This is a genomic window from Subdoligranulum sp. DSM 23681 (assembly GCF_057005535.1).
Genome location: NZ_CM168050.1, coordinates 216,405 through 238,532, shown reverse-complemented (window position 1 = coordinate 238,532; position 22,128 = coordinate 216,405). Strand labels below are relative to the sequence as shown.

Annotated in this window: 25 protein-coding genes; 19 read left to right on the top strand and 6 right to left on the bottom strand. The window is 56.2% G+C overall.

Going from position 1 to position 22,128, the window contains the following annotated elements:
• Window positions 1–7 precede the first annotated feature (7 nt).
• Genes AC127K_RS01185 through AC127K_RS01095 form a run of 19 tightly spaced genes read left to right on the top strand, consistent with a single transcriptional unit; the run spans window position 8 to window position 16,380 of the window.
• Entirely contained in the window at window positions 8–781 is a 774-nt protein-coding gene (locus AC127K_RS01185) for a sirohydrochlorin cobaltochelatase (RefSeq protein WP_483721263.1), read from the top strand.
• A complete protein-coding gene (gene cbiD, locus AC127K_RS01180; RefSeq protein WP_294540317.1) occupies window positions 771–1,904 on the top strand; it encodes a cobalt-precorrin-5B (C(1))-methyltransferase CbiD in 1,134 nt (377 codons plus the stop codon). The genes AC127K_RS01185 and cbiD overlap by 11 nt, the downstream gene beginning before the upstream one ends.
• Entirely contained in the window at window positions 1,892–2,590 is a 699-nt protein-coding gene (gene cobI, locus AC127K_RS01175; RefSeq protein ID WP_294540319.1) for a precorrin-2 C(20)-methyltransferase, read from the top strand. The genes cbiD and cobI overlap by 13 nt, the downstream gene beginning before the upstream one ends.
• A gap of 21 nt (window positions 2,591–2,611) precedes the next feature.
• The gene (gene cobM / locus AC127K_RS01170; RefSeq protein WP_294540321.1) at window positions 2,612–3,370 is read left to right on the top strand and encodes a precorrin-4 C(11)-methyltransferase; all 759 of its coding nucleotides are present in this window, start codon (window positions 2,612–2,614) and stop codon (window positions 3,368–3,370) included.
• Complete coding sequence (locus tag AC127K_RS01165) at window positions 3,367–4,371, top strand: cobalt-precorrin 5A hydrolase (RefSeq protein ID WP_294540323.1); 1,005 nt, start codon at window positions 3,367–3,369, stop codon at window positions 4,369–4,371. The genes cobM and AC127K_RS01165 overlap by 4 nt, the downstream gene beginning before the upstream one ends.
• Window positions 4,364–5,095 (top strand): precorrin-3B C(17)-methyltransferase, encoded by a 732-nt coding sequence (gene cobJ, locus AC127K_RS01160; protein WP_483721262.1) that lies wholly within the window; start codon window positions 4,364–4,366, stop codon window positions 5,093–5,095. The genes AC127K_RS01165 and cobJ overlap by 8 nt, the downstream gene beginning before the upstream one ends.
• Entirely contained in the window at window positions 5,092–5,829 is a 738-nt protein-coding gene (gene cobK / locus AC127K_RS01155; protein ID WP_483721261.1) for a precorrin-6A reductase, read from the top strand. Before cobJ ends, cobK begins: the two co-directional genes overlap by 4 nt.
• Window positions 5,826–7,022 carry a precorrin-6y C5,15-methyltransferase (decarboxylating) subunit CbiE gene (gene cbiE / locus AC127K_RS01150; protein WP_483721260.1) on the top strand — a complete coding sequence of 399 codons (1,197 nt, stop codon included), beginning with the start codon at window positions 5,826–5,828 and terminating at the stop codon, window positions 7,020–7,022. Before cobK ends, cbiE begins: the two co-directional genes overlap by 4 nt.
• Complete coding sequence (locus AC127K_RS01145) at window positions 7,015–8,379, top strand: cobyrinic acid a,c-diamide synthase CobB (protein WP_483721259.1); 1,365 nt, start codon at window positions 7,015–7,017, stop codon at window positions 8,377–8,379. Before cbiE ends, AC127K_RS01145 begins: the two co-directional genes overlap by 8 nt.
• Window positions 8,376–9,458, top strand: a complete 1,083-nt coding sequence (cobT, locus tag AC127K_RS01140; RefSeq protein ID WP_483721258.1) for a nicotinate-nucleotide--dimethylbenzimidazole phosphoribosyltransferase — start codon at window positions 8,376–8,378, stop codon at window positions 9,456–9,458. Before AC127K_RS01145 ends, cobT begins: the two co-directional genes overlap by 4 nt.
• Window positions 9,452–9,988, top strand: coding sequence for a bifunctional adenosylcobinamide kinase/adenosylcobinamide-phosphate guanylyltransferase (locus tag AC127K_RS01135; protein ID WP_483721257.1), 537 nt, complete (start codon window positions 9,452–9,454; stop codon window positions 9,986–9,988). Before cobT ends, AC127K_RS01135 begins: the two co-directional genes overlap by 7 nt.
• The gene (locus AC127K_RS01130; protein WP_483721256.1) at window positions 9,975–10,745 is read left to right on the top strand and encodes an adenosylcobinamide-GDP ribazoletransferase; all 771 of its coding nucleotides are present in this window, start codon (window positions 9,975–9,977) and stop codon (window positions 10,743–10,745) included. Before AC127K_RS01135 ends, AC127K_RS01130 begins: the two co-directional genes overlap by 14 nt.
• Complete coding sequence (locus AC127K_RS01125) at window positions 10,742–11,080, top strand: bifunctional adenosylcobinamide kinase/adenosylcobinamide-phosphate guanylyltransferase (protein WP_483721255.1); 339 nt, start codon at window positions 10,742–10,744, stop codon at window positions 11,078–11,080. The genes AC127K_RS01130 and AC127K_RS01125 overlap by 4 nt, the downstream gene beginning before the upstream one ends.
• Window positions 11,077–11,676, top strand: a complete 600-nt coding sequence (locus AC127K_RS01120; RefSeq protein ID WP_294540339.1) for a histidine phosphatase family protein — start codon at window positions 11,077–11,079, stop codon at window positions 11,674–11,676. The genes AC127K_RS01125 and AC127K_RS01120 overlap by 4 nt, the downstream gene beginning before the upstream one ends.
• On the top strand, window positions 11,673–12,638 hold the full coding sequence (cbiB, locus tag AC127K_RS01115) for an adenosylcobinamide-phosphate synthase CbiB (RefSeq protein ID WP_483721254.1): 966 nt from the start codon (window positions 11,673–11,675) through the stop codon (window positions 12,636–12,638). Before AC127K_RS01120 ends, cbiB begins: the two co-directional genes overlap by 4 nt.
• A 25-nt stretch (window positions 12,639–12,663) precedes the next feature.
• Window positions 12,664–13,719, top strand: a complete 1,056-nt coding sequence (locus AC127K_RS01110; RefSeq protein WP_483721253.1) for a pyridoxal phosphate-dependent aminotransferase — start codon at window positions 12,664–12,666, stop codon at window positions 13,717–13,719.
• Between the two features lie 15 nt (window positions 13,720–13,734).
• Complete coding sequence (locus AC127K_RS01105) at window positions 13,735–15,201, top strand: cobyric acid synthase (protein WP_483722161.1); 1,467 nt, start codon at window positions 13,735–13,737, stop codon at window positions 15,199–15,201.
• Window positions 15,194–15,706: a cob(I)yrinic acid a,c-diamide adenosyltransferase gene (locus AC127K_RS01100; RefSeq protein WP_483721252.1), complete on the top strand. Its 513-nt coding sequence runs from the start codon at window positions 15,194–15,196 to the stop codon at window positions 15,704–15,706. The genes AC127K_RS01105 and AC127K_RS01100 overlap by 8 nt, the downstream gene beginning before the upstream one ends.
• A 2-nt stretch (window positions 15,707–15,708) precedes the next feature.
• Window positions 15,709–16,380, top strand: a complete 672-nt coding sequence (locus AC127K_RS01095; protein WP_483721251.1) for a precorrin-8X methylmutase — start codon at window positions 15,709–15,711, stop codon at window positions 16,378–16,380.
• Between the two features lie 391 nt (window positions 16,381–16,771).
• Here the strand turns inward: AC127K_RS01095 and AC127K_RS01090 are convergent, their stop codons facing one another.
• From AC127K_RS01090 to AC127K_RS01065, 6 genes are all read right to left on the bottom strand, one after another.
• The gene (locus AC127K_RS01090; RefSeq protein WP_483720451.1) at window positions 16,772–17,620 is read right to left on the bottom strand and encodes an IS3 family transposase; all 849 of its coding nucleotides are present in this window, start codon (window positions 17,618–17,620) and stop codon (window positions 16,772–16,774) included.
• Window positions 17,611–17,961 (bottom strand): transposase, encoded by a 351-nt coding sequence (locus tag AC127K_RS01085; protein WP_483720450.1) that lies wholly within the window; start codon window positions 17,959–17,961, stop codon window positions 17,611–17,613. Before AC127K_RS01085 ends, AC127K_RS01090 begins: the two co-directional genes overlap by 10 nt.
• A 498-nt stretch (window positions 17,962–18,459) precedes the next feature.
• Window positions 18,460–19,674, bottom strand: coding sequence for a tyrosine-type recombinase/integrase (locus tag AC127K_RS01080; RefSeq protein WP_483722160.1), 1,215 nt, complete (start codon window positions 19,672–19,674; stop codon window positions 18,460–18,462).
• 206 nt (window positions 19,675–19,880) lie between these two features.
• Window positions 19,881–20,747: a helix-turn-helix domain-containing protein gene (locus tag AC127K_RS01075; RefSeq protein WP_483721250.1), complete on the bottom strand. Its 867-nt coding sequence runs from the start codon at window positions 20,745–20,747 to the stop codon at window positions 19,881–19,883.
• 122 nt (window positions 20,748–20,869) lie between these two features.
• Window positions 20,870–21,088, bottom strand: coding sequence for a helix-turn-helix domain-containing protein (locus AC127K_RS01070; protein ID WP_483721249.1), 219 nt, complete (start codon window positions 21,086–21,088; stop codon window positions 20,870–20,872).
• A gap of 48 nt (window positions 21,089–21,136) precedes the next feature.
• Window positions 21,137–21,535, bottom strand: a complete 399-nt coding sequence (locus tag AC127K_RS01065) for a type II toxin-antitoxin system PemK/MazF family toxin (protein ID WP_483721248.1) — start codon at window positions 21,533–21,535, stop codon at window positions 21,137–21,139.
• Window positions 21,536–22,128 lie beyond the last annotated feature (593 nt).

Here is a 22,128-nt window from a genome sequence, read left to right as displayed (position 1 = left end):
ATGAACCATGCCAAAAACCTTGTTGTGTGTCAGTTTCGGTACCAGCGTGCCCGAGGCACGGCAAAGCATTACAGCGGTGGAATCCGCCTTACAGCATACGGCGCCGGAATTGCCTTTTGTACGGGCCTTTACAAGTCCCACGATCCGCCGCATCCTGCAGGCGAGAGGGGAGACCGTACAGAGTCTTCCCCAGGCGCTGGATGCACTGGCCGGTCAGGAGGTGGCCGTACAGCCGACGCATTTACTGTATGGGCAGGAATACGATCATATCCGCAGTCTGGTAGAGGCGCGGCGGGAACAGTTTGCCCGGATCGTGCTGGGTAAGCCCTTGCTGGCGGGTCCGGAGGACCTGCGTGCTCTGGCGGCCGCACTGGATGAAGCGTATCCCCCGGTCCCGGGGGAAGCACTGCTGCTGATGGGGCATGGAACGGTTCACTTTGCCGGTATTGTCTATCCGGCATTGCAGGCGGTTCTCCATATGATGGGACGCACGGATGTATATGTGGCTACGGCGGAAGGCTGGCCGGAACTGGAAGACGTGCTTCCGCAGCTTCTGCGCGGCGGGTATGAAAAGGCACATCTGCTGTCGCTGATGCTGGTGGCGGGTGACCATGCCCGCAATGATATGGCTGGAGAAGGACCGGAAAGCTGGAAATCCCGTCTGCAGGCCAAGGGAATCCGTGTCCGCTGTACCCTGCAGGGGCTTGGCATGCTGCCGGCAGTGCAGGCCATGTATGCCGCCCATCTTCGCGAATTGCTGGGGAAAGAGCATGAACTTTGAACACTACATCCGCAGCGGACAACGACTTCTGCGCTGCGGTTACACCACCGGCACCTGCGCTGCGCTGGCCGCTCAGGGGGCATCCCGGCTGCTGCTTTCCGGTGCTGTTCCCCGTACGGTCTGCCTGGTTACGCCCAAAGGGTGGCCGGTGCAGGTGCTGCCGCAATTTTGCCGTATGGAATCAGGAAAAGCGGTCTGCGGTATCCGGAAAGATGCAGGAGATGACTGTGACGTTACCGACGGGATGACCATCGTGGCGTCGGTTTTCCGGACCGACTTGCCGGGGATCACCATTGATGGCGGGACGGGCGTAGGCCGGGTGACCAGACCGGGGCTGGATCAGCCGGTGGGGGCGGCAGCCATCAATACAGTGCCCCGCCGTATGATTGAAGAACAGGTCAGGCAGGTCTGCGCCCAACAGGCGTATTCCGGCGGATTGCTGGTAGAAATCAGCATTCCCGGCGGGGCCGAAGCGGCGCAGAAGACTTTCAATCCCAAATTGGGGGTGGAAGGCGGACTGTCCGTGCTGGGAACCTCCGGTGTGGTGGAACCCATGAGCGAGCAGGCGCTGGTGGACACTCTGGCGCTGGAAATCCGTCAGGCCGCCGCCCAAAGCCGACGCCTGATCCTCACCCCGGGCAACTATGGCGCGGACTTTCTCCATACAAATGGCCTGGACGCCCTGGGAATTCCGGTGGTCAAGTGTTCCAATTTTATTGGCGATGCGCTGGATATGGCCGCTGCTGAAGGGATCGAACAACTGCTTTTGGTGGGGCATATGGGAAAACTGGTCAAGCTGGCCGGCGGTGTGATGAATACCCATTCCCGCTATGCGGATTGCCGTACCGAACTGATCTGCGCGCATGCCGCTGTCAGCGGCGCCGGTCCTGAACTGTGTGCCGCCCTGCTGGCTGCGCCGACGACCGATGCCTGCCTGGAACTGCTGGAACAGGGCGGACTGCGGGATGCTGTGATAGGGCGGCTCCTGGCAGCGATTTCTTCCCATCTGCAGCAGCGGGCCGGAGATTTGTGTCAGGCCGGAGCGCTGCTTTTTTCCAACCAATATGGCCTTTTGGGCCTGACCGATACCGCAAAGGAGATTCTTGCACAGTGGAAACCATAAAAGGGACTCTGTATGGGGTCAGCGTAGGACCGGGCGACCCGGAACTGCTCACATTCAAAGCAATGCGTGTTATGCATCAATGTCAGGTGATCGCGGCACCTCAGACAAAAAGCGGCGAAATGCTGGCACTGGAAATTGCAAGGCAGGCCGTGGACCTGAGCCGTAAAGCCATTGTGCCGCTGCATTTTACCATGAGCCATGATGAAGGGGAACGCCGTCGGGCCCATGAAGCTGCTGCAGAAACGCTGCGGGGATATCTGGATGCGGGACAGGATGTGGCTATGCTGAACCTGGGAGATGTTTCGGTATATGCCACATTTGGTTATCTGCAGACCATTCTGGAAGAACAGGGATATCACACAGCCATGGTGGCGGGGGTCCCCAGTTTCTGCGCTGTGGCAGCAAGGCTGAACCGGTCACTGACCGGCGGCATGGATACACCGTTGACCATTGCTCCCGGAAGCATCCCTCTGGAAGACCTTCTTTCGACCCCCGGCGCCAAGGTGCTTATGAAAAGTGGTCGGCAGCTTCCCCGTGTGCTGGACACTCTGTCAGACGCCGGTCTTCTGGAGAAAAGCGCCTTAGTGTGTAATTGTGGTCTGCCGGAAGAGCAGGTCTGGGATGACCTTGCCCATGACCGGCCGGAAGGCAACGCCGGTTATTTTGCTACGATCCTGGTCAAATAAAAAGAAAAGGGGGAGAATACGGTGATCCATTTTGTGGGAGCGGGACCGGGTGCACCGGATCTGATTACCTTGCGGGGGGCAGACCTTCTTGCCAAGGCGGACTGTGTGATCTATGCAGGCAGTCTGGTCAATCCGGCACTGTTGGGTCTGACCAAGCCGGACTGCGCCATTTATAACAGTGCGGAGCTGACTCTGGAGCAGGTACTGGATCTTATGAAGGCCCAGGAGGCACAGGACCACATGACCGTGCGCCTGCACACCGGAGATCCCTGCCTGTATGGGGCGGTCCGGGAACAGATGGATGCTCTGGATGCGGCCGGCCTTTCATACGAAAGCACCCCCGGTGTATCCAGCTTCTGCGGAGCTGCTGCGGCTCTGGATGCGGAGTATACATTGCCCGGTGTCAGTCAAAGCGTGATCATCACGCGGATGGCCGGCCGGACCCCGGTGCCGGAATCAGAAAATCTGGCAGCCCTGGCGGCCCATGGCGCCACCATGGTGATTTTTCTTTCTGCCGGAATGCTGCCTCAGGTGCAGGCAGCGTTGCTGGAAGGCGCATACACGCCGGATACCCCCGCGGCGCTGGTTTATAAGGCCACCTGGCCGGAAGAAAAAGTGGTGCGCTGCACAGTGGGAACCCTGGCCGACTGCGGCCGGCAAAACGGGATTTCCCGTACGGCGCTGGTCCTGGTGGGGGACTTCCTGGGAAATCGCTATGACCGCAGCCGACTGTATGATCCGTCCTTTACCACCGGATACAGAAAAGGGGCCGAATCATGAGTGTCGGACCGGTCGTCCTGCTGGCATTCACTGACCGGGGACAGTGTTTGGCCGAAACGCTGGCCGACGCTTTGCATGGCCAAGCTGCCCGCTGCGGCAGGCCGCTGTCTTTGTCCCAATGGACAGCGGAACATTTTTCCCGCGCAGGGGCACTGGTCTATGTGGGAGCAGTGGGCATTGCGGTGCGGGCCATTGCACCGTACGTGAAGAGCAAGGTCAGCGATCCGGCGGTCGTGGTGGTGGATGAGAGCGGCCGTTGGGCAATCCCCCTCCTTTCGGGGCATCTGGGCGGGGCCAATGATCTGGCCCGCCGTATAGCGGGTATCTGCGGAGCTGCCGCAGTCATTACCACCGCTACGGACATTCGGGGCGCTTTTGCTGTGGATGAATGGGCAAAAAGACAGAACTGCGTGGTCCTGCAGCCGCACAAGATCAAAGAAGTGTCGGCTGCCGTGCTGGCCGGCAGAACGGTAGGAGTAAACAGTGACTTTCCCGTTTCCGGGAAACCGCCCCGCTGCGTGCGTGTCGCGGATGACCAAACCTGTGACCTGCGGTTGAGTATTCGCAGACAGGACCGGGATGTGCTGCAATTGGTTCCCCGCATTGGGGTGCTGGGGATCGGCTGCCGCAAAGGGATCACACCGGAAGCACTGGAAACAGCCCTGGCGCAGATGCTGGCCCGGGCGGGCATCTGCGAACAGGCGATTGTGGCTGCGGCAAGCATTGATCTGAAAAAGGAGGAATCGGGCCTGCTTCGCTTCTGCGCGTCCCACGGCTGGCCCTTGCGGACCTATTCCGCAAAGGAGCTGGCAGCGGTGCAGGGAAGGTTCAGCACCAGCGCCTTTGTACAGCAAGTCACAGGGGTGGACAACGTTTGTGAACGCTCTGCCGTTCTGGAATCCGGCGGGACGCTTTACAGCAAAAAAAATGCGGGCAATGGGGTCACGATGGCCCTGGCATTGCAGCCTTATGCCCCGGATTGGAGATGGCAGGATGAATAAGCTGTTTGTGGTGGGCCTTGGCCCGGGAGAGGCCAAGTATCTGACCGAACAGGCCAGAGAAGCTCTGGAAAGGGCGGATTTGATTTGCGGGTACTCGGTATACATTGATCTGATCCGGCCTTTATATCCCCAAAAAGAATACTTCACGACCCCCATGAAACAGGAAATAGACCGCTGCCGGTATGCCCTGGATTCAGCGCAGCGGGGAATTACCACCGCCATGGTCTGCAGTGGGGATGCCGGTGTGTATGGGATGGCGTCTCCCATACTGGAACTGGCGGGGGATTACCCCGATGTGGAAATCGAAGTTGTGGCCGGTATTACAGCGGCACTGTCCGGGGCAGCCGTGCTGGGCGCTCCGCTGGGCCATGATTTCTGTGTGATCTCTCTGTCCGACCTGCTTACGCCCTGGCCGGTCATCGAGACGCGACTGGAATGTGCGGCAAAAGGCGATTTCGCACTTTGTCTGTACAATCCCGGCTCGAAAAAACGGGCGGATTATCTGCAGAAGGCGGTACAAATTCTTATGCGGGCCGGCAAAGCACCGGATACCTGTTGCGGATATGTACGCAATATCGGACGTGAAGGGCAGCAGACGCGGACCCTGACCCTGGCCGAACTGGAATCTGCCCCCATGGACATGTTCACCACGGTTTTTATCGGTTCCTCCACCACCCGGATCCTGGAAAATCAGCTGGTCACACCTCGGGGGTATCGCCAGTGAAAGTTGTCCTTTTTTCCGGCACCACCGAAGGCCGCCGCTTATCCCGTACCCTGGCAGCCATGGGAGCGGAAGTGACGGTATGCGTAGCCACTCCCTACGGCGCAGAAGAGCAGGGGCAGTGTGCCGGCGTAAGGGTGCATGTCGGACGTCTGGAACCGGCTGATATGGTGGCCTTGCTGCGGCAGGCCGATTTGTGCATCGATGCGACCCATCCTTATGCGGAGGTGGCCACCGGAAACATCCGGCAGGCAGCAGCCGCGGCGGGCGTCGTCTGCAAACGGCTGCTGCGTCCGCCCAGTCCGCTGCCCCGGGACAGTCTGGCTGCACAGGATGCCGCCGGTGCCGCCGCGCTTTTGCAAAAGACAGCGGGCAATATTTTGCTGACCACCGGTGCCAAGGAATTGTCTGCCTTTTCCGGGCTGGATCCGCAAAGACTGTATCCGCGTGTGCTGCCGCTGACCGAAAGCCTGCAAGCCTGTGAGGCAGCAGGCATCCCGCACCGTAATATTATCGCCATGCAGGGGCCTTTTACCACCGAGATGAACATTGCACTGCTGCGCCAGTTTTCTGTTCGGTATCTGGTCACCAAGGACGGCGGCTCCCAAGGGGGATTTGCCCAAAAAGCAGAAGCCGCACAGGAGACGGGTGCAACGCTGGTGGTGATCCGTCGGCCGGCGGATTCCGGTGAAACCGAAGAACAAATTCTCGCCTTTTGCAAAGGACTGATTTCATGAGCATTACACTGTTGGGAATAGGGAGCGGTGACGCCAGAACACTGACGCTGGAAGCGGAGCAGGCCCTTTTGCGTGCCGGCTGTATCATTGGCGCCAAGCGCCTTCTGATGCAGCTGCCGGATGGCTGTACGGACAACCGGGTCGCTGCCACCAAGCCTGAAGCCATCCTTCAGGTGCTGGAGGAAAACCAGAATCTGGATTGTGTGGTGGCATACAGCGGGGACAGCGGATTCTATTCCGGCTGCCGCAGTTTGCTGCCGTTGCTGCGCGGTACACAGGTGACAGTGCTGCCGGGACTTTCCAGCGTACAGCTGCTGGCAGCGGCTCTGGGGCGGCCCTGGCAGGATTGGGTCCTGGTCAGTGCACATGGCGTGGATTGTGATGCTGTATCTGCAGTCATGCAGGGGCATCCGGCGTTTTTCCTTACTGGGGGGACGCTGGGCCCTGCGGCACTTTGCGCCCAACTGACGGAGGCCGGATTAGGCAATTTGTCTGTGACGGTCGGGGAAGATCTGGGTACATCCGCTGAAAAAATTACAGTGACCACTGCGGCGGAAGGTGCCGGAAGCCAGTTTTCGGCTTTGTCGGTGCTGCTGGCGGAGGCGGCACCTGTGGGACCCCGGCGTGGGCCCGGGTGGCCGGATGAATGGTTTGTCCGGGGACAGGTCCCCATGACAAAACGGATGGTCCGGGCTGCTGTTCTGGCCTGTTTGGCACCGGCTTCTGATGCCATTGTTTGGGATGTAGGGGCCGGAACCGGCAGCGTCAGTGTGGAACTGGCGGCAATGGCAAACAGGGGCAAAGTGTTTGCGGTGGAGTGCAGGGAGGATGCCTGTGACCTGATCGAGGCCAACCGCCGCAAATTTGCGGCCTGGAACCTGCGGGTGGTGTGCGGCAGGGCGCCGGAGGCATTGCAGGACCTTCCCAGGCCGGACGCGGTGTTCATCGGCGGGACACGCGGCAGTATGGCGGAAATCGTCCGGACGGCGCTTTCCAAAAATCCTGCTGTGCGCCTTTGCATCACGGCCATCGCTCTGGAAAGCCTTTCTTCCGCCATGGAGGTGCTGCAGTCCTGCGGCATCAAACCGGACATAACCCAGGTGGCGGTCAGTCAGACAAAAGCAGCCGGACATGTACACATGCTCACGGCGCAAAATCCGATTTTTATAATTACGGGGAACTGCGATGATTGAATGTATGGTGACCGCCCCGGCATCGGGCAGCGGCAAAACGGTGGTGACCTGCGCCTTGCTGGCGGCGCTCAAACGGCGCAGACATGATCCATGCGCTTTCAAATGTGGACCGGATTATATTGACCCTATGTTCCACCGCGCCATTTTGGGGGTGGAAAGCCATAATCTGGACCTTTACCTGTCCTCCGAAGCCACGGTGAGGAGCCTATATTCCGACGCCTGTGCCGGACATGGTGCCGCGGTCTGTGAGGGGGTCATGGGATTCTACGACGGAGTGGGCGGGACCACCAGCCGTGCTTCGGCATGGCATCTGGCACACACACTGGGAATGCCGGTCCTGCTGGTGCTGCGCCCCAAAGGGACCAGTCTGACGCTGGCTGCTGAGATCTGCGGTCTGGCAGAGTTTGTTGCCCAAAGTCATGTGGCGGGAATCTTCCTCAATGACTGCAGCGAAGGATTGTATCACACACTGGCTCCGGTGCTGGAAGAAAAGACGGGGCTGCCGGTCATCGGATATCTTCCTTCCATGCCGGAAGCTCAGTTTGAAAGCCGCCATCTGGGCCTTTATACAGCCATGGAGATTGTGGATCTGCGGGCCCGCATCAACGCTGTGGCCGCAGTGGTTCTGCAGACGGTGGACTGGAACCGGTTTGAAACTCTTTTTGCCGTCCCGGACCGCACCGCCGTGCGCCGGCCCTTTCCCCAGCCTGTGGCCAGGGTGGCCATTGCCCGGGACGAAGCCTTTTGCTTCACCTACGCCGAAACGGTGGAGGCCTTCTGCCGTGCGGGGCTGGAACCGGTATTTTTCAGCCCGCTCCACGATGCGGCGCTCCCGCCGGATGTGGGGGGACTGTACCTGCCGGGAGGGTACCCGGAACTCCACGCCGAAATGCTTTCCCGCAATGAAAAGATGAGACAGGCCGTATATGATGCTGTGCAGGGGGGCTTGCCCACGGTGGCGGAGTGCGGCGGCTTTTTGTATCTGGAACAGTCCCTGCAGGATCAGGACGGCCAGACCTTCCCCATGGTGGGCATTTTACCGGGACACGGTCTGCGCACCGACAAGCTTGTCCGGTTTGGCTATGCCGAACTGACTGCACGGCAGGGAGGCCTGCTTTTCCGTCAGGGGGAAAGCACCCCCGTGCATGAATTCCACTATTGGGACAGCACGGAAAACGGGGAAGCCTTTGAGGCAGTAAAGCCTGTGTCCGGCCGCAAGTGGCTTTGCGGCTTTACTACGCCCACCCTGTATGCGGCGTTTTCTCATCTGTATTTTGCCGGAAATGCCCAGATGACCCGACGGTTTGCCGCAGCCATTCGCAGTCGTACCGGCCAGGAAGGAAAGTCGGAAGAATGAGCAAAAAAGAACAAGTCCTGCGCGAAATGATGGGATCGATCACGCCGGCAGACGAAAACGCGCGCTGCGCGGCTCATGAGCGCTGGGCTTCCTGCGCAAAGCCTTTGGGTGGTCTGGGACTGCTGGAGACCATGATCGAAGATATGGCAGCGCTGACGGGCACAGCGGATGTACACCTGGAAAAGCGGACGCTCCTGGTACTTTGTGCCGACAACGGTGTGGTGGCTGAAGGAGTCAGCCAGACAGGCAGTGAGGTCACTGCAGTGGTGGCGCGTCAGCTGGGGGCCGGACAGAGCACTGCCTGCCGCATGGCAGCGATTGCTGACTGCAAAGTGGTTGCGGTGGATATGGGAATTCTGAATCCTCCGCCGCTGCCCGGGGTGCTGAATGCGCGCGTGGCCAACGGAACGGGAAATATTGCCCGGGGACCGGCCATGACCCGGGAACAGGCCGCCGAGGTTGTATGGAACGGGATGGAACTGGTCCGTCTCCAGAAAAAGGCAGGCGTACAGATGCTGGCGGCCGGGGAGATGGGAATCGGCAATACCACCACAGCCACTGCGGTGACCTGCGCTTTGCTGGGACTGGATCCGGCGGATGTGACCGGAAGGGGCGCAGGCCTGTCCGATGCCGGCCTGCAACGAAAAATACAGGCTATCCGGCAGGCGCTGGCCGTCAATGCACCTGATGCCGCCGACCCGTTGGATGTTTTGTGCAAAGTGGGTGGACTGGATATTGCCGGACTGTGCGGCCTGTTTTTGGGCGGGGCGCTGTACGGGGTGCCGGTTCTCATGGATGGCGTTATTACGGCGGCCGCCGCGTTGTGTGCGGCAAACCTTTGTCCTGCATCGGACAAGGCCATTTTTGCCAGTCACTGTTCTGCCGAACCCTGCGGCAAACGATTGCTGGATGCGCTGCACAAAAAGCCGCTGATTACGGCAGGCCTGCATCTGGGGGAGGGAACCGGTGCCCTGGCAGCCATCCCGCTGCTGGATATGGCGCTGGCGGTTTACGGGGGCTCCACTTTTGCCGATTACGGAATGCAGGCCTATACGCCTCAGGGAGGCTCCTCATGCTGACCTTTGTGGTGGGCGGGGCAGGCAGCGGCAAGAGTGCGTACGCCGAGAAATTGCTGGCAGATTGTCCGGCACCCCGGTATTATCTGGCAACGATGCAGATCTGGGATGAGGAATGCCGCCGTCGGGTGGAACGGCATAAGGCCATGCGGGCGGGACGTGGATTCCATACCCTGGAATGTCCGCTGAATCTTGTCGGGCTGGACCTGCCGGCCACCGGCTCTGTTCTGCTGGAAGACCTTACCAATCTGGTTGCCAACGAACGATATGCGCCGGATGGTGCCGGTCTTGGTACGCTGGAAGCTGTGTGGGCAGGCCTTGAAAAATTGTACGGGCAGAGCACCAATCTGATTGTGGTGGGAAATGAACTGTTCTGCGGCGGTGCCGACTACAGCAAAGAGACGGTGGAGTATCTCCGTCTTTTGGCAAAACTGCATCGCCGGCTGGCGGCCCGGGCCGATCATGTCTGTGAAGTTGTGTCCGGTTGTCCCTGGTATTATAAGGGAAAGGAACCTTTCTATGGTCCTGTTTGAAACGATCGCTGTGGCCTTTGGCATGTTCAGCGCACTGCCATTGCCCCAGCCATCCTGGAACGAAAAAAATATGCGGTATGCCATGTGTGCGTTCCCCCTGGTGGGGGTGGTCTGCGGCGGCGTGTGGGCTGCCTGGGCATGGGGCTGTGCGTATCTGGGCCTGCCGGTGCTTCTGCGGGCAGCAGGACTGTGTCTGGCTCCGGTCCTGGTTACGGGCGGAATCCATCTGGACGGCTATGCCGACACCTGTGATGCACTGGCCAGCTGTGCCGAACCGTCCCGCAAACAGGCGATCCTGTCGGATCCGCATTGCGGTGCTTTTGCGGTCATACGGCTGTGCAGTTATTTTGTTGCTACGCTGGGCCTGTGTGCAGCCATCACCCCTACGCCTGCGGCCGCATTCTGCATGGGAGTATGCTTTACTCTGGAGCGAGCCCTGTCCGGTCTGGCCGTGACCAGTTTCCCGCTGGCCAAAAATACGGGCCTTGCCCATACCTTTGCCACAACGGCCGACCGAGACCGCGTGCGGCTGGTGCTGACGGTTCTGTGCATCATTCTGTGTGCGGTGCTGCTGGCGGCAGGAGGCGGACTGGCGGCTGCGGCTGCCCTGCTGGTTTTTTGGCAGTATGACCATACCGCAAAAAAACAGTTTGGCGGCATCAGCGGGGATCTGGCCGGCTGGTTTGTGCAGCGGGCGGAGTTCTGGATGCTGGCTGCCCTGACGGCCGGACAATGGCTTTGGGGGTGGACGATATGATCTTGATAACCGGACCGCTGTTTGCCGGCAAGACGGAGTTTGCCCGTACACTCTGGCCGGACCCGGAGACATTTCCGGATAAGGTGTGCATCGATGCCCAGAATCTGGCACAGAACTGCCGGGACCTGTCGGCTCTGGCGGAGCGCCTGTCCCGACAATATTCCATCATCACCGTCACGGAAGTGGGGGGCGGGGTGGTGCCCACCAATCCTGTCCAGCGTGCTGCACGGGAAAACGCAGGACGGCTGAGCTGTATGCTGGCATCCCGCGCCGATACGGTCGTGCGGGTTTTCTGCGGATTGTCGCTTGTGCTGAAAGGAGAACTTCCTGAATGAATATTTATCTTTTGCGGCATGGCCTGACCATCTATAACGCCCAGAAGCGCTACCAGGGACAGCGGGATATTCCGCTGTCTGCGGAAGGCCTTGCCATGCTGCGCAAAGCTGATTTTGACACCGACCTGGTTTACGTCAGTCCGCTGACCCGTGCCCGTCAGACGGCGTCGGTGCTGTTTCCAACTGCAAAGCAGGTCCAGGTAAAGGACCTGCAGGAAATGTGCTTCGGCAGCTTTGAAGGCCGCAACTACAAGGAAATGGAGCACGATCCCGATTATCTGGCCTGGGTCCAGGCCAACTGCGAAACGACCTGTCCGGACGGCGAACGCAAAACCGATTTCTGCAACCGGACCTGTGCGGCTTTTTCCAAGCTGGTGGATGAGTGCATTGCCCAGGGGCGGCAAGTCATGGTCATTGTGGCGCACGGCGGGACCCAGATGTCTGTTATGGAGCGGTATGCTGTGCCGCATAAAGACTATTATCAGTGGTGTGCACCCAATGCAGGCGGATACCTGCTGGACGCCTGTGATTGGCAGCAGAAACACATTCTGCATGTGATCAAGACGGTGCAATACACGAAAGAGGAGACCGTATGATTCTGTGCGCCGCGATTCTATGCGGATTTTTGCTGGACCTGATTCTGGCGGATCCTGTCTGGATGCCGCATCCGGTGGTATTCATGGGAAAAGCCATCACCTTTCTGGAACCTCGTCTTCGCCGCTTGTTTGGCGATACGCCCCGTGGTCAGCTGGCAGCCGGCGCGGTGCTGGCCGCCGTTCTGCCCTTGGGAACGCTACTTCTGACCGGCACCATCTGTTTCTGGGCGGCAGCCCTGCATCCGGTGGCCGGCTTTGCCGTGCAGACCTTCTGGTGCTGGCAGGCACTGGCGGTCCGGGGCCTTGCCAAAGAAAGCCGTCGTGTATTTTTCAGTCTTACCCGGGAGACATTGCCCCGGGCCAGACAGGCCGTGGCGCGCATCGTGGGGCGGGATACACAGAATCTGACGGCAGAAGGCGTGACCAAAGCGGCGGTGGAAACGGTGGCAGAAAATTTCTCAGATGGAGTCATGGCACCTTTGCTGTATATGTTCATTGGCGGGGCACCTCTAGCTCTGTGCTATAAGGCAGTCAACACCATGGACAGTATGGTGGGCTATAAGAATGAACGATATCTTTATTTTGGCAGAGCTGCGGCACACATGGATGATATCGCCGGATACCTGCCTGCCCGGATGGCGGCCCTGTTCTGGATCGCCGCAGCGGCGCTGACCGGACATAGTGCGCAGGGCGCCTGGAAAATCTGGCGGCGGGACAGACGCTGCCATGCCAGCCCCAACAGTGCGCAGACCGAATCCGCTTGTGCCGGCGCGTTGGGCGTACAGCTGGCTGGTCCGGCCTTCTATTTTGGAAAGCTGTATGAAAAGCCCACCATCGGGGACCCGCTGCGGCCGATCGAGCCGCAGGACATCCTGCGCGCCAACCGTATGCTGTATACGGCCAGCGTGCTGGCCCTGGCAGTGGGGGAGACGGTGCGTGCGTACATCTGGCTTTTGTCATGAAAACAAGAACGGAAAAGGAGCCTTTATGCCAACATTGATACATGGGGGAGACTGGGCCGGATTTGCGGCCGAATACGGCAGACTTCCCTTGGACTTTTCCGCCAATATCAGCCCGCTGGGGCTGCCGGAAGGAGTCCGTGATGCCATTGCATCTTCGGCAGCCCAACAGGACCGTTATCCCGACCCTTTATGTCGCTCTTTGTGTGCAGCGATTGCCGAAAGCCGGGGCTTGCCTGAAACTTGGGTCCTTTGCGGAAATGGGGCGGCGGATCTGATCTGGCGCTTGGCTATAGCTGAAAAGCCGCGCCATGCTCTGCTGGTGGCACCTACCTTTGCGGAATATGCTTCCGCACTGCAGAGTATCGGGTGCGAGGTGCAGGAATACGTTCTGGATGCCAGGGATGACTTTGCCATCGGCAGGGATTTCCTGGATCTGATAACGCCGGAAACCGATATCGTCCTGTTGTGCGAGCCCAACAATCCCACCGGACGCACTACGGATAGGACACTGCTGCAAGATATTCTGGAAAGCTGCCGAAAAAACAATACCTTGCTGGTGGTGGATGAATGCTTTAATGAGTTTTTGGATGATTCGGCTGCGCATACGCTGGAAAGCTGCCTGTCTCAAAATCCGCAGCTGCTGATTCTCAAGGCCTTTACCAAGTGGTACGCCATGGCAGGAGTACGCCTGGGATATCTTCTGGGAAGCAGTCCGGATCGGCTGGAACGGCTGCGCAGAGCGGGACAGCCGTGGGCCGTGTCCGGATTGGCACAGGCAGCGGGCATAGCTGCACTGAAGGAAAAGGAATACAGCCGTGCCCTTCATGCGCTGATTGCAGCGCAGCGCCCTCTGATGGCCGCCGGACTGACTTCACTAGGATGCCGGGTGGTTCCGGGAGAAGCCAATTATCTGTTATTCTACCATCCAGCCCATGACCTGGTCGGAGCATTGCGCCGTAAAGGTGTTCTGATTCGGGATTGCTCCAACTACACCGGTTTGGAACAGGGCTGGTACCGTTGTGCTGTGCGAAGCCCAACTGAAAATCAAACTTTTTTGCGGGCCATGCAGGAGGTACTTTGAGTGAGCAGATGTATTATGGTACAGGGGACCATGTCCGGTGCGGGCAAAAGTCTGCTTGTCACCGCACTGTGCCGAATCTTTCGCCAGGATGGGCTGAAAGTGGCGCCCTTCAAAAGCCAGAATATGGCGCTTAACAGCTATATAACCCGGGATGGATTGGAAATGGGACGGGCTCAGGTGGCGCAGGCAGAGGCCGCCGGTCGGGAACCGGACGTGCGCATGAACCCGATTCTGCTCAAGCCTTCCAGTGATACCGGCAGTCAGCTGATTGTCAATGGCCGGGTGCGGGGACAGTATGCGGCGCGGGATTACTTTGCCATGAAAAAGACCCTGGTCCCCGACATTGAACGTGCTTACCGGAGCTTGATGGAAGAAAATGATGTGATCGTCATTGAGGGTGCGGGCAGTCCGGCAGAAATCAACCTGAAAGCCGATGATATTGTCAATATGGGGCTGGCAAAATTGGTGGACGCACCGGTTCTGCTGGTTGGTGATATTGATCGCGGCGGCGTGTTTGCCCAGCTGTACGGGACGGTCTCTCTTCTGGAAGAGGAGGAACGTGCCCGCATTGTTGGGATGATCATCAATAAGTTCCGTGGTGATGTGAGTTTGCTTGAACCTGGCCTGCAGATGCTGCGTGAAAAGACGGGCATACCGGTGCTAGGGGTTGTGCCGTACGGACAGTGGGACATTGATGATGAGGACAGTCTGGCGCCCAGGCTGAACCAGACCCGGGCGGAGCGTCCTGTGGATATTGCGGTAATCCGGCTGCCGCGCATCTCCAATTTTACAGATTTTGCACCCCTGGAAAGTCATCCTGCCCTGGGGGTTCGCTATGTGGCAAGCAGCCAGCAGCTGGGAAGCCCGGATCTTGTGATTCTCCCCGGAACCAAAAGTACCATGCAAGATCTTCTCTGGCTGCGGAGCTGCGGTCTGGAGGCAGCTATCCAGAAACTGGCAGCAAAAGGCATACCGGTTCTTGGAATCTGCGGCGGGTATCAGATGCTGGGCGTTTCGATCAGCGATCCGGATGGTGTAGAGAAAAAAGGAACGCTGTCCGGCCTTGGTCTTTTGCCTTGCCATACGGTATTTGCACCGCACAAGACCCGTACCCGTATGCAGGCGGATGTTTTGGCCGCACCCTTTGCCGGGGCCAGAGCGGATGGATATGAAATCCATATGGGATGTACCAGCCGTACAGGCGGAGCCCCGTTCAGCAGACTGCATACAGGCGCGGAGGATGGTGCGGTACAGGGACTGGTATTCGGAACGTATCTCCATGGTTTGTTTGATACGGCAGATATGACCGACCATCTGGCAAAGTGGCTGCTGCAGCGGAAGGGGCTGCCGGTAACCTGGGCCCCCAGTATGGATCGAACCGCCTATAAAGAGGAACAATATGATCAATTGGCAGCCAGTGTACGTGCGGCGCTGGACATGCCGGCAATCTACCGTGCGATGGAGGAATACAGCCATGGATAAGGGACTGGTACATCTGTATTGGGGCGAAGGAAAAGGAAAGACCACAGCCGCCTTTGGACTGGCATTGCGTATGTTGGGCAGCGGGGGCAGCGTTACTGTGGTACAGTTTCTTAAAGATGGCCAAAGCAGTGAATTGGAACCGCTGCGCCGTTTGGGGGCTAAAATATATTCAGGACAGCCGGGAACCGGATTCTTTTCTCAGATGAGTCCGGAAGAACGGCAGCGGGTGCGTGCACGCCACGATGAACTGCTGCGGCAGGCGGTGTCGGAAGCCTGCGATTTGCTGATTCTGGATGAAGCCTGTGCTGCCTGTCGCTTGAAAATGGTAGATGAACAATTGCTGCGGCATTCTGTTTTGGATCGTCCGCTTGGGCAGGAAATCGTGCTGACCGGACGGGAACCGGCCGACTGGATGCAGGAAGCGGCAGACTATTCCACCGAGATGTGCTGCCATAAGCATCCCTATCAGCAAGGCATTATTGCCAGAAGGGGAGTAGAGTATTGAGTATGGTACCTGAGCACCATCTGCCTGCTGACATCGAGCGGACCAGTATGGCTATTATTGAGTCGGAACTCAAGGCACAAAACATCACACTTTTGCCGCATACAGAAGCAGTCATCAAACGTGTCATCCATACCACGGCTGATTTTGACTATGCCCATACCTTGCAATTCACGCCGGATGCGGTGTCCCTCGGCGTGGCAGCACTGCGCCGGGGCGTTCCGGTCGTGACGGATACCAATATGGCAAAAGCCGGTATCAGCAAACCGAGCCTTGCCAAATTAGGATTACAGGTATATTGCTTTATGGCGGATGAAAAGGTGGCTGAACAGGCCAGGGAAGAGGGAACTACCCGGGCTGTGGCGGCCATGCACCATGCAGCTACGGTTCTGCCGGGGGCACTGCTGGCGGTGGGAAATGCACCTACCGCTTTGCTGGAAATTGCCGATCTTATTGAAAAAGGATTTCGTCCGGCCTTGGTAGTGGGCGTACCGGTGGGATTTGTAAACGTGGTGGAGAGCAAACAGCGGCTGATGCAGGTATGCAAAGCCGCTGGGGTCCCGGCCATTATCGCAATGGGACGAAAAGGCGGAAGCAACGTGGCAGCGGCTATCTGCAACGCGCTTCTGTACACTGCGTTGGATACACTTGATCCTGAACGTCGGGGATGGAAGTGAATAGGCTGTTTTGCTTTTCACTTTCTCCTCGTTACCGCTGTTGCGCTCCAAACTATGAGGGCGAAACAATGGATTATGAGGAAGAAGAGTGCGGTATTGCGTAAGTCCTTTGACCTAAGAGGAAAGCGGGTTGAAAAGGACTTTTGAACATGGAAATTGAAACAAGATGATCAAGGATCCTTGCTCTTACACTTTTTGCGCGGTTCTGGTCAGAACCACGCAAAGAGCATCGGAACCGTCTAACATACTGGCTACGCTTCTGACCTCAGGGGCTCCCGAAAACTGAGCCTGTAAAATTGGACACCCAAAAGCAGAAGAACAAAAATAACACCGCAAGCTACGGAGTGAAATGACCCCCAAAAGTTAGACAATATTTTCAAATAAAAACTGTTCAAGCAACCGAAAGGGCTTGTTGTCTGTGAATTGCAGGCGGCAGGCCCTTTAGCTTTGTCTTAATACGTCGGTTATTGTAGTAATCCAGATAGTCAATGAGTTCTTGTTTGAAGTGCCGCATGGACTGGAACTTTTGTAGATAGAGCAATTCGCTCTTGAGCAGACCGAAGAAGTTTTCCGCCACTGCATTGTCCAAACAGTTTCCCTTGCGGCTCATGCTTTGCCGGATGCCCTTTGCTTTAAGCATCCTCCGGTACTGCTTGTGCTGGTATTGCCAGCCCTGGTCGGAGTGAAGAATCAGTCTGGTTCCATCCGGTATGGTTTCAAAGGCTTTGGCAAGCATCTTCGTTACCATGCTTAAAACCGGACGGTCAGAGATAGCGTAGCTTACCAAATACCCATTGTGCAGGTCCAAGATTGGAGAAAGATAGAGCTTCTGGCCGAACAGGCTGAACTCTGTCACGTCAGTAACCCACTTCTGGTTTGGCATTTCCGCATGGAAGTCTCTGTTCAGCAGATTAGGGGCGATCTTGCCCACTTCTCCTTTGTAAGAGCGATACTTCTTGGGTCTGACACGGCAAACCAATCCCAGATCTTTCATGAGTCGCTGCACCGTCTTGTGGTTCAAATGTATACCGTTCTTGTGTAGTGCTGCGGTAATGCGCCGGTATCCATACCGCCCTTTGTTTTCGTGGTAAATGGAGGAAATCTCCGCTTTTGCTTCTTCGTATTTATCTTCCTTTTGCATCCGCTTCAGATGGTAGTAGAAAGTGGCACGAGGCAGTTGAGCGATTTCGAGCAGCTGGGACAAAGGATATTTCGGCCTTAGTGTTTGGACTACCTGCATTTTCTGTGCCGGCGTCGCTCTTCCTCCAAAACCAAGGCTTGCAAATTTTTTAGGTATTCGTTCTCCGCGCGCAGTCGCTGGTTCTCGGCAATAAGGTCTTCTTCAACTGTTTTAGACAGCTTCGCAAGCCGGCTTCTTCTTTTGCGCCCTCGACGTTCTATCGCCAATCCTTCCGGCCCTTCTTCAAGATAGATTCGTTCCCAGCGTTCAATAATGCCATGATCATTGATTTTAAACCTTCGCATTACTTCCCGAACACTTAAATGTTCTTCTCGCATTGTCTCCACTACCAGTTGCTTAAATTCCGGTGTGTAGCGTTTGTTTGGTATTCCTTTCGGCATAATAAAGCACCCCACTTGTTATCCAGTATACCATACTGTCTAACAAATGGGGTGCAGTTCAGAGCAGCAGCTTGCGGTGTTATTTTTTGGCACCCCCGGCGAGAATCGAACTCACAACTAACCCTTAGGAGTACCATCGGGCAATTTACTTCCTTGGTATTCTGTTCGAAGCGTTTTCATTCTGCATCGTACATAAACCGCGTTCCGTTTTATTCCGTGGTAATTTGTTTTACTCCGTTATCTTAGATTGGAAGGGGTAAAAATTAGCCGATTTTTAGAATTTTCTAAGAAAGAGACCGCTATCGTTTTTTGGCACTCCCTTTTGTTAGATAAATTCGGTAGAAAAATCCGCTGAAAGGCAAGTTGGATTCGAACTCAGGTTCAGAATTTTGGAAAATAAAAGGGGAGAAGACAGTCACTCGTCAAAATGGCGGATGTCTGCCTTCCCCCTATGTACGTTTTTGTTTTTTGATGGCAGTCCGAATCAGGCTGCTTTTTTTAATTCAGGCTTTTGGCCAGGGCGTTCAGAAGGGCGGCCATCTCCGGATTGGCCAGAACCTTGGCCAGCAGTTCCGGGTCCACCGCAGGCTTTTGTTCGTCTGTGGTGGCCTTTTCCGGTGCGGGTTTCTTTTCATCCGGATTCAGATTCTTTCCGCTGTAGAATGCATCTTCAATGAGCTTTGCGTTGGCCTTTCTGTCATCGTCCAGGATGTGTGAGTACTGATCGGTAACCATAGTTGCCACTGCGTGCCCGGAGTCACCCTGAACGGCTTTGATGTCGCCGCCGTTCAGCTTCAGCTTGTATGTAATGCTGGAGTGACGAAGACTGTGAAATACGACCTTGGGAAGGTCGTTGGCTTCAATCAGTTCCCGGAACATGGCGGTGATGCGGGATTGTTCGATCGGTGTGCCCAAGGCATTGGCAACAACAAGATTATAATCGCTGTATTCCTTGCCCACAGACTCCTTCGTGAAGTCCTGCGAGAACTTCCATTGCACGAGCATCTCGGCAACGGTCTTCGGCAGGAATACCTTTCTGGTGCTGGTGGCCGTTTTCGGCTTTTTCAGAACCAGAACGGTTTTGTTTACCCCGCTGGTATCTGGAAAGATGCGGAGCACATCCTTCTGCTCCAGGACGGCCAACGCCTCTTTGGAAACGCGCTGCAATTCCTTGTTGATATGGACGTAAGCCTTGCCGGCGCGAATGCTCTCCGGCGTGATATCCACGCAATCCCAAGTGAGACCAAGAACCTCTCCGATGCGCATGGAGCAGGCGAAAGATAGATTGATGGCCAGTTTCAGCCGTTCATCCTCGCACAGCTCCAGGGCGTGGAACAGTGTCGGTGCATCCCAGATCTCCCGCTTGTGAACTTCCGGTTTGGGAACCGTCGCGTAGATGGCAGGGTTCTTCTCCATCAACTCCCATTTGACCGCCTGGTGAAAGGCGCTGCGAAGAACGTTGTGCACCTTCTTTACAGTGGCAGCAGTGACGTACTCGGTTTTCTTTTTTGCATACTTCTTATCGGTGATCTTTTTGACTGCCGGCGTCTGAAGAAGCTGCATATAGTATTTCTCCAGCACGCGGGAAGTTATATCCGACAGTTTCATGGAACCGATGAGAGGAAGTATGTAATGATTCACCAGAGCATTGGTTCCGGAATACATGGAGAGGGACCAGGTGCTCTTGCCATAGATGGCAACATATTCATGCATCAGTTCCTCGACCGTTCTGCAGGTGGGAATGACCATGGTTCCCATCTGCTGGCGGTACTCGACTTCCGATTTCCGGCGCTTTGCATCCGCCAGTGTTTTGTAGGTTTCCCATTTCTGCTTGCGTTTCCCGTCCTCTGCATCATACATGTAGACGACGTGATATCGGTTTCCTCGTTGTACGATGGATGCCATAATAATCTGCCTCCTTACGTATTCTTGTCCATCTGCTGCTGCAGAAGCCACCATTCAATTTCGGCTTTCAAGATCAGATAGCGGGTCCCGTATTTTTTCGCTTCCAGTTCTCCGGCTTGAATCATTTTCCGGACCTCGGTTTCCGTGACGTCCAGAAGGATCGCCGTCTCTTTGATACTGTAAGACTGTTTGTTCGAATCAACCATAAGCCGGGGCCGTTCTTTCTGCTTCTTTATCAGGGAAATTTCCTGTTGTTCCTCTGCAGAGCGGTCCTCCAGCTTTATGTATCTGTGCTGACCCTGGTACCAGGCTTCGAAACTCTGCTTTGTGACCCGTTTCTTTTCGGCCACGACGAAGGTTTCGAAAATACCCTGGTTTTTCGGGCTGGCCAGAAGGGTATAGACTTCATTTCTGGATACCATCAGCATTCTGGCGATTTCCGGCATGGTATAGCCGGTTTCTTCCAATGCCTTGTCCCGCTCCCGGTTTTCAGAGGTGCGGTACTTGGTCTGGCCTTGGTACCATTTCTCGAAAACATCCTTGCGAATCCGTGTCCAGTGATCCACCTCAAAGGTCTCTAGCTTGTCCCGCTTGATGATGGTGTAAGCGGTGTCGGTGGAAATCCCCAGAAGTTCCGCCATCTCCTTGACCGATAGGGAATAGGCCCTCAGTTCGGCACCGGGAGGGGGACCATTGATTTTGGAACGCTTGACCTGATTGGCATACCATTTTTCAAAGCTGGCAATGTCAATCCGCATTTGCTTTGCAATGATGATGGTCTTGAATAGGTTCTTGTGCACCAGCCAATAGGAGTCCGTCTTTTTCAGACCCAGCATGTGCTGCATTTCCGAAACCGACATGGTCGTCTTCTCTTTTGCCATCTCTGCATCCTCCTTATAAAATTTTAACCAGGTCCTTGGACCTGGTTAAAGAATACCTGATTCTGTTTCATAACGTTAGGATGTCGATCCGGCCGTTTCGTGGAAGCCGACATCCTGGAAGGTCAAACGGTTTTCTGCAACCATGCATCGAAGCTCGGCTTGGAGATCCGGTATACCGTTCCAACCTTGAACCATTTGAACTCATTCCGCTTCAGCAGCTTGATGACAGAAGGGCGGCTGATGCCGAGAATCAGTTCGATCTCCGCAATCGAATAGCACATTTTGGTCACGACCGGTTCCTCAACGGGAATGGGATTCTCATAGATTACGGTGTTTTCCATATGTATTTCCTCGCTTTCTGTATGGGATAGGGTGGCCTGTATGGCCCATCAGGGAAACTCTGCACATTCCGAGATGGGAAGGGAATCCTCCGGATCCAGATGCAGGCTGGCACGGATGCAGTCGTCGATGCGCTGCATGTGTCGTTGGCTTGTCCGCCCCAGGTATTTGATGATCTGCGCTTTGTTGATGGTAACGATCTGTTCGGCCTCGCTCATGGACGGTTCGTTCAGTCCGTGCTGCTTGTTCAGGACGTAGTGCGTCGGCTGTTTCAGCTTTTTCAGTTCCGTCGTCAGCGGCACGACAATCAGCGTCGGGCCAAAGAAGCTGCCGCTGTTGTTCTGAATATTGATTACCGGACGGATGCCGCCCTGAATGTGGCCGCGATGCTCTCCGAGATCTGCCAAGTAAATATCCCCGCGCCTGTAACTCCAATCGTTTCTAAGCATGTAGTTCGCCTCCTTACAGGTAGTTGTATGTAAAGGGGCGGGATATCGCTTCCCGCCCAATAAAGCCGCTAAGGGCTAAATCTCAGTTGTATGTTATCCCCACATTTGTCCTCGACACCCCTGGGGACTGGCAGACGCTCCGGCCTGCCGGGAATACATTCAGGCGTCTGGCTGCTACCAGATCCATGGGACTCTAACCCCTCCGTGGTACTCACCGAGCTGCGTACAGAAGTATCATTATGCTGTGATGGATCGTAGCTGTATACCGGAAGCAATCCAGTACTTACAGGCCGGTTATGCACTTGCCGCACTTGCCGCTGATGTGGCTCCTCATCACAGGTTTGTGCCTGAAGAATGATATGCTCTTTTCAAGGTTCATGCGAAGGAATTTCTTGGCTCCTTACATGTTCAAGTTTATCTCAGATAGCCGAATATCTTTAGGTACAAGCAGTACGGATTACCCGCCCTGGTTGTACGGGTTTATGGGGTATCTTCAGTGTTCACAAATCAAAAAAGTCCCAGGAAACAGGTTATGTTTCCTGGGACTTTTTGATGTTATTTGATCTGATTGAGGAAGGCGAAGATTCTACAAC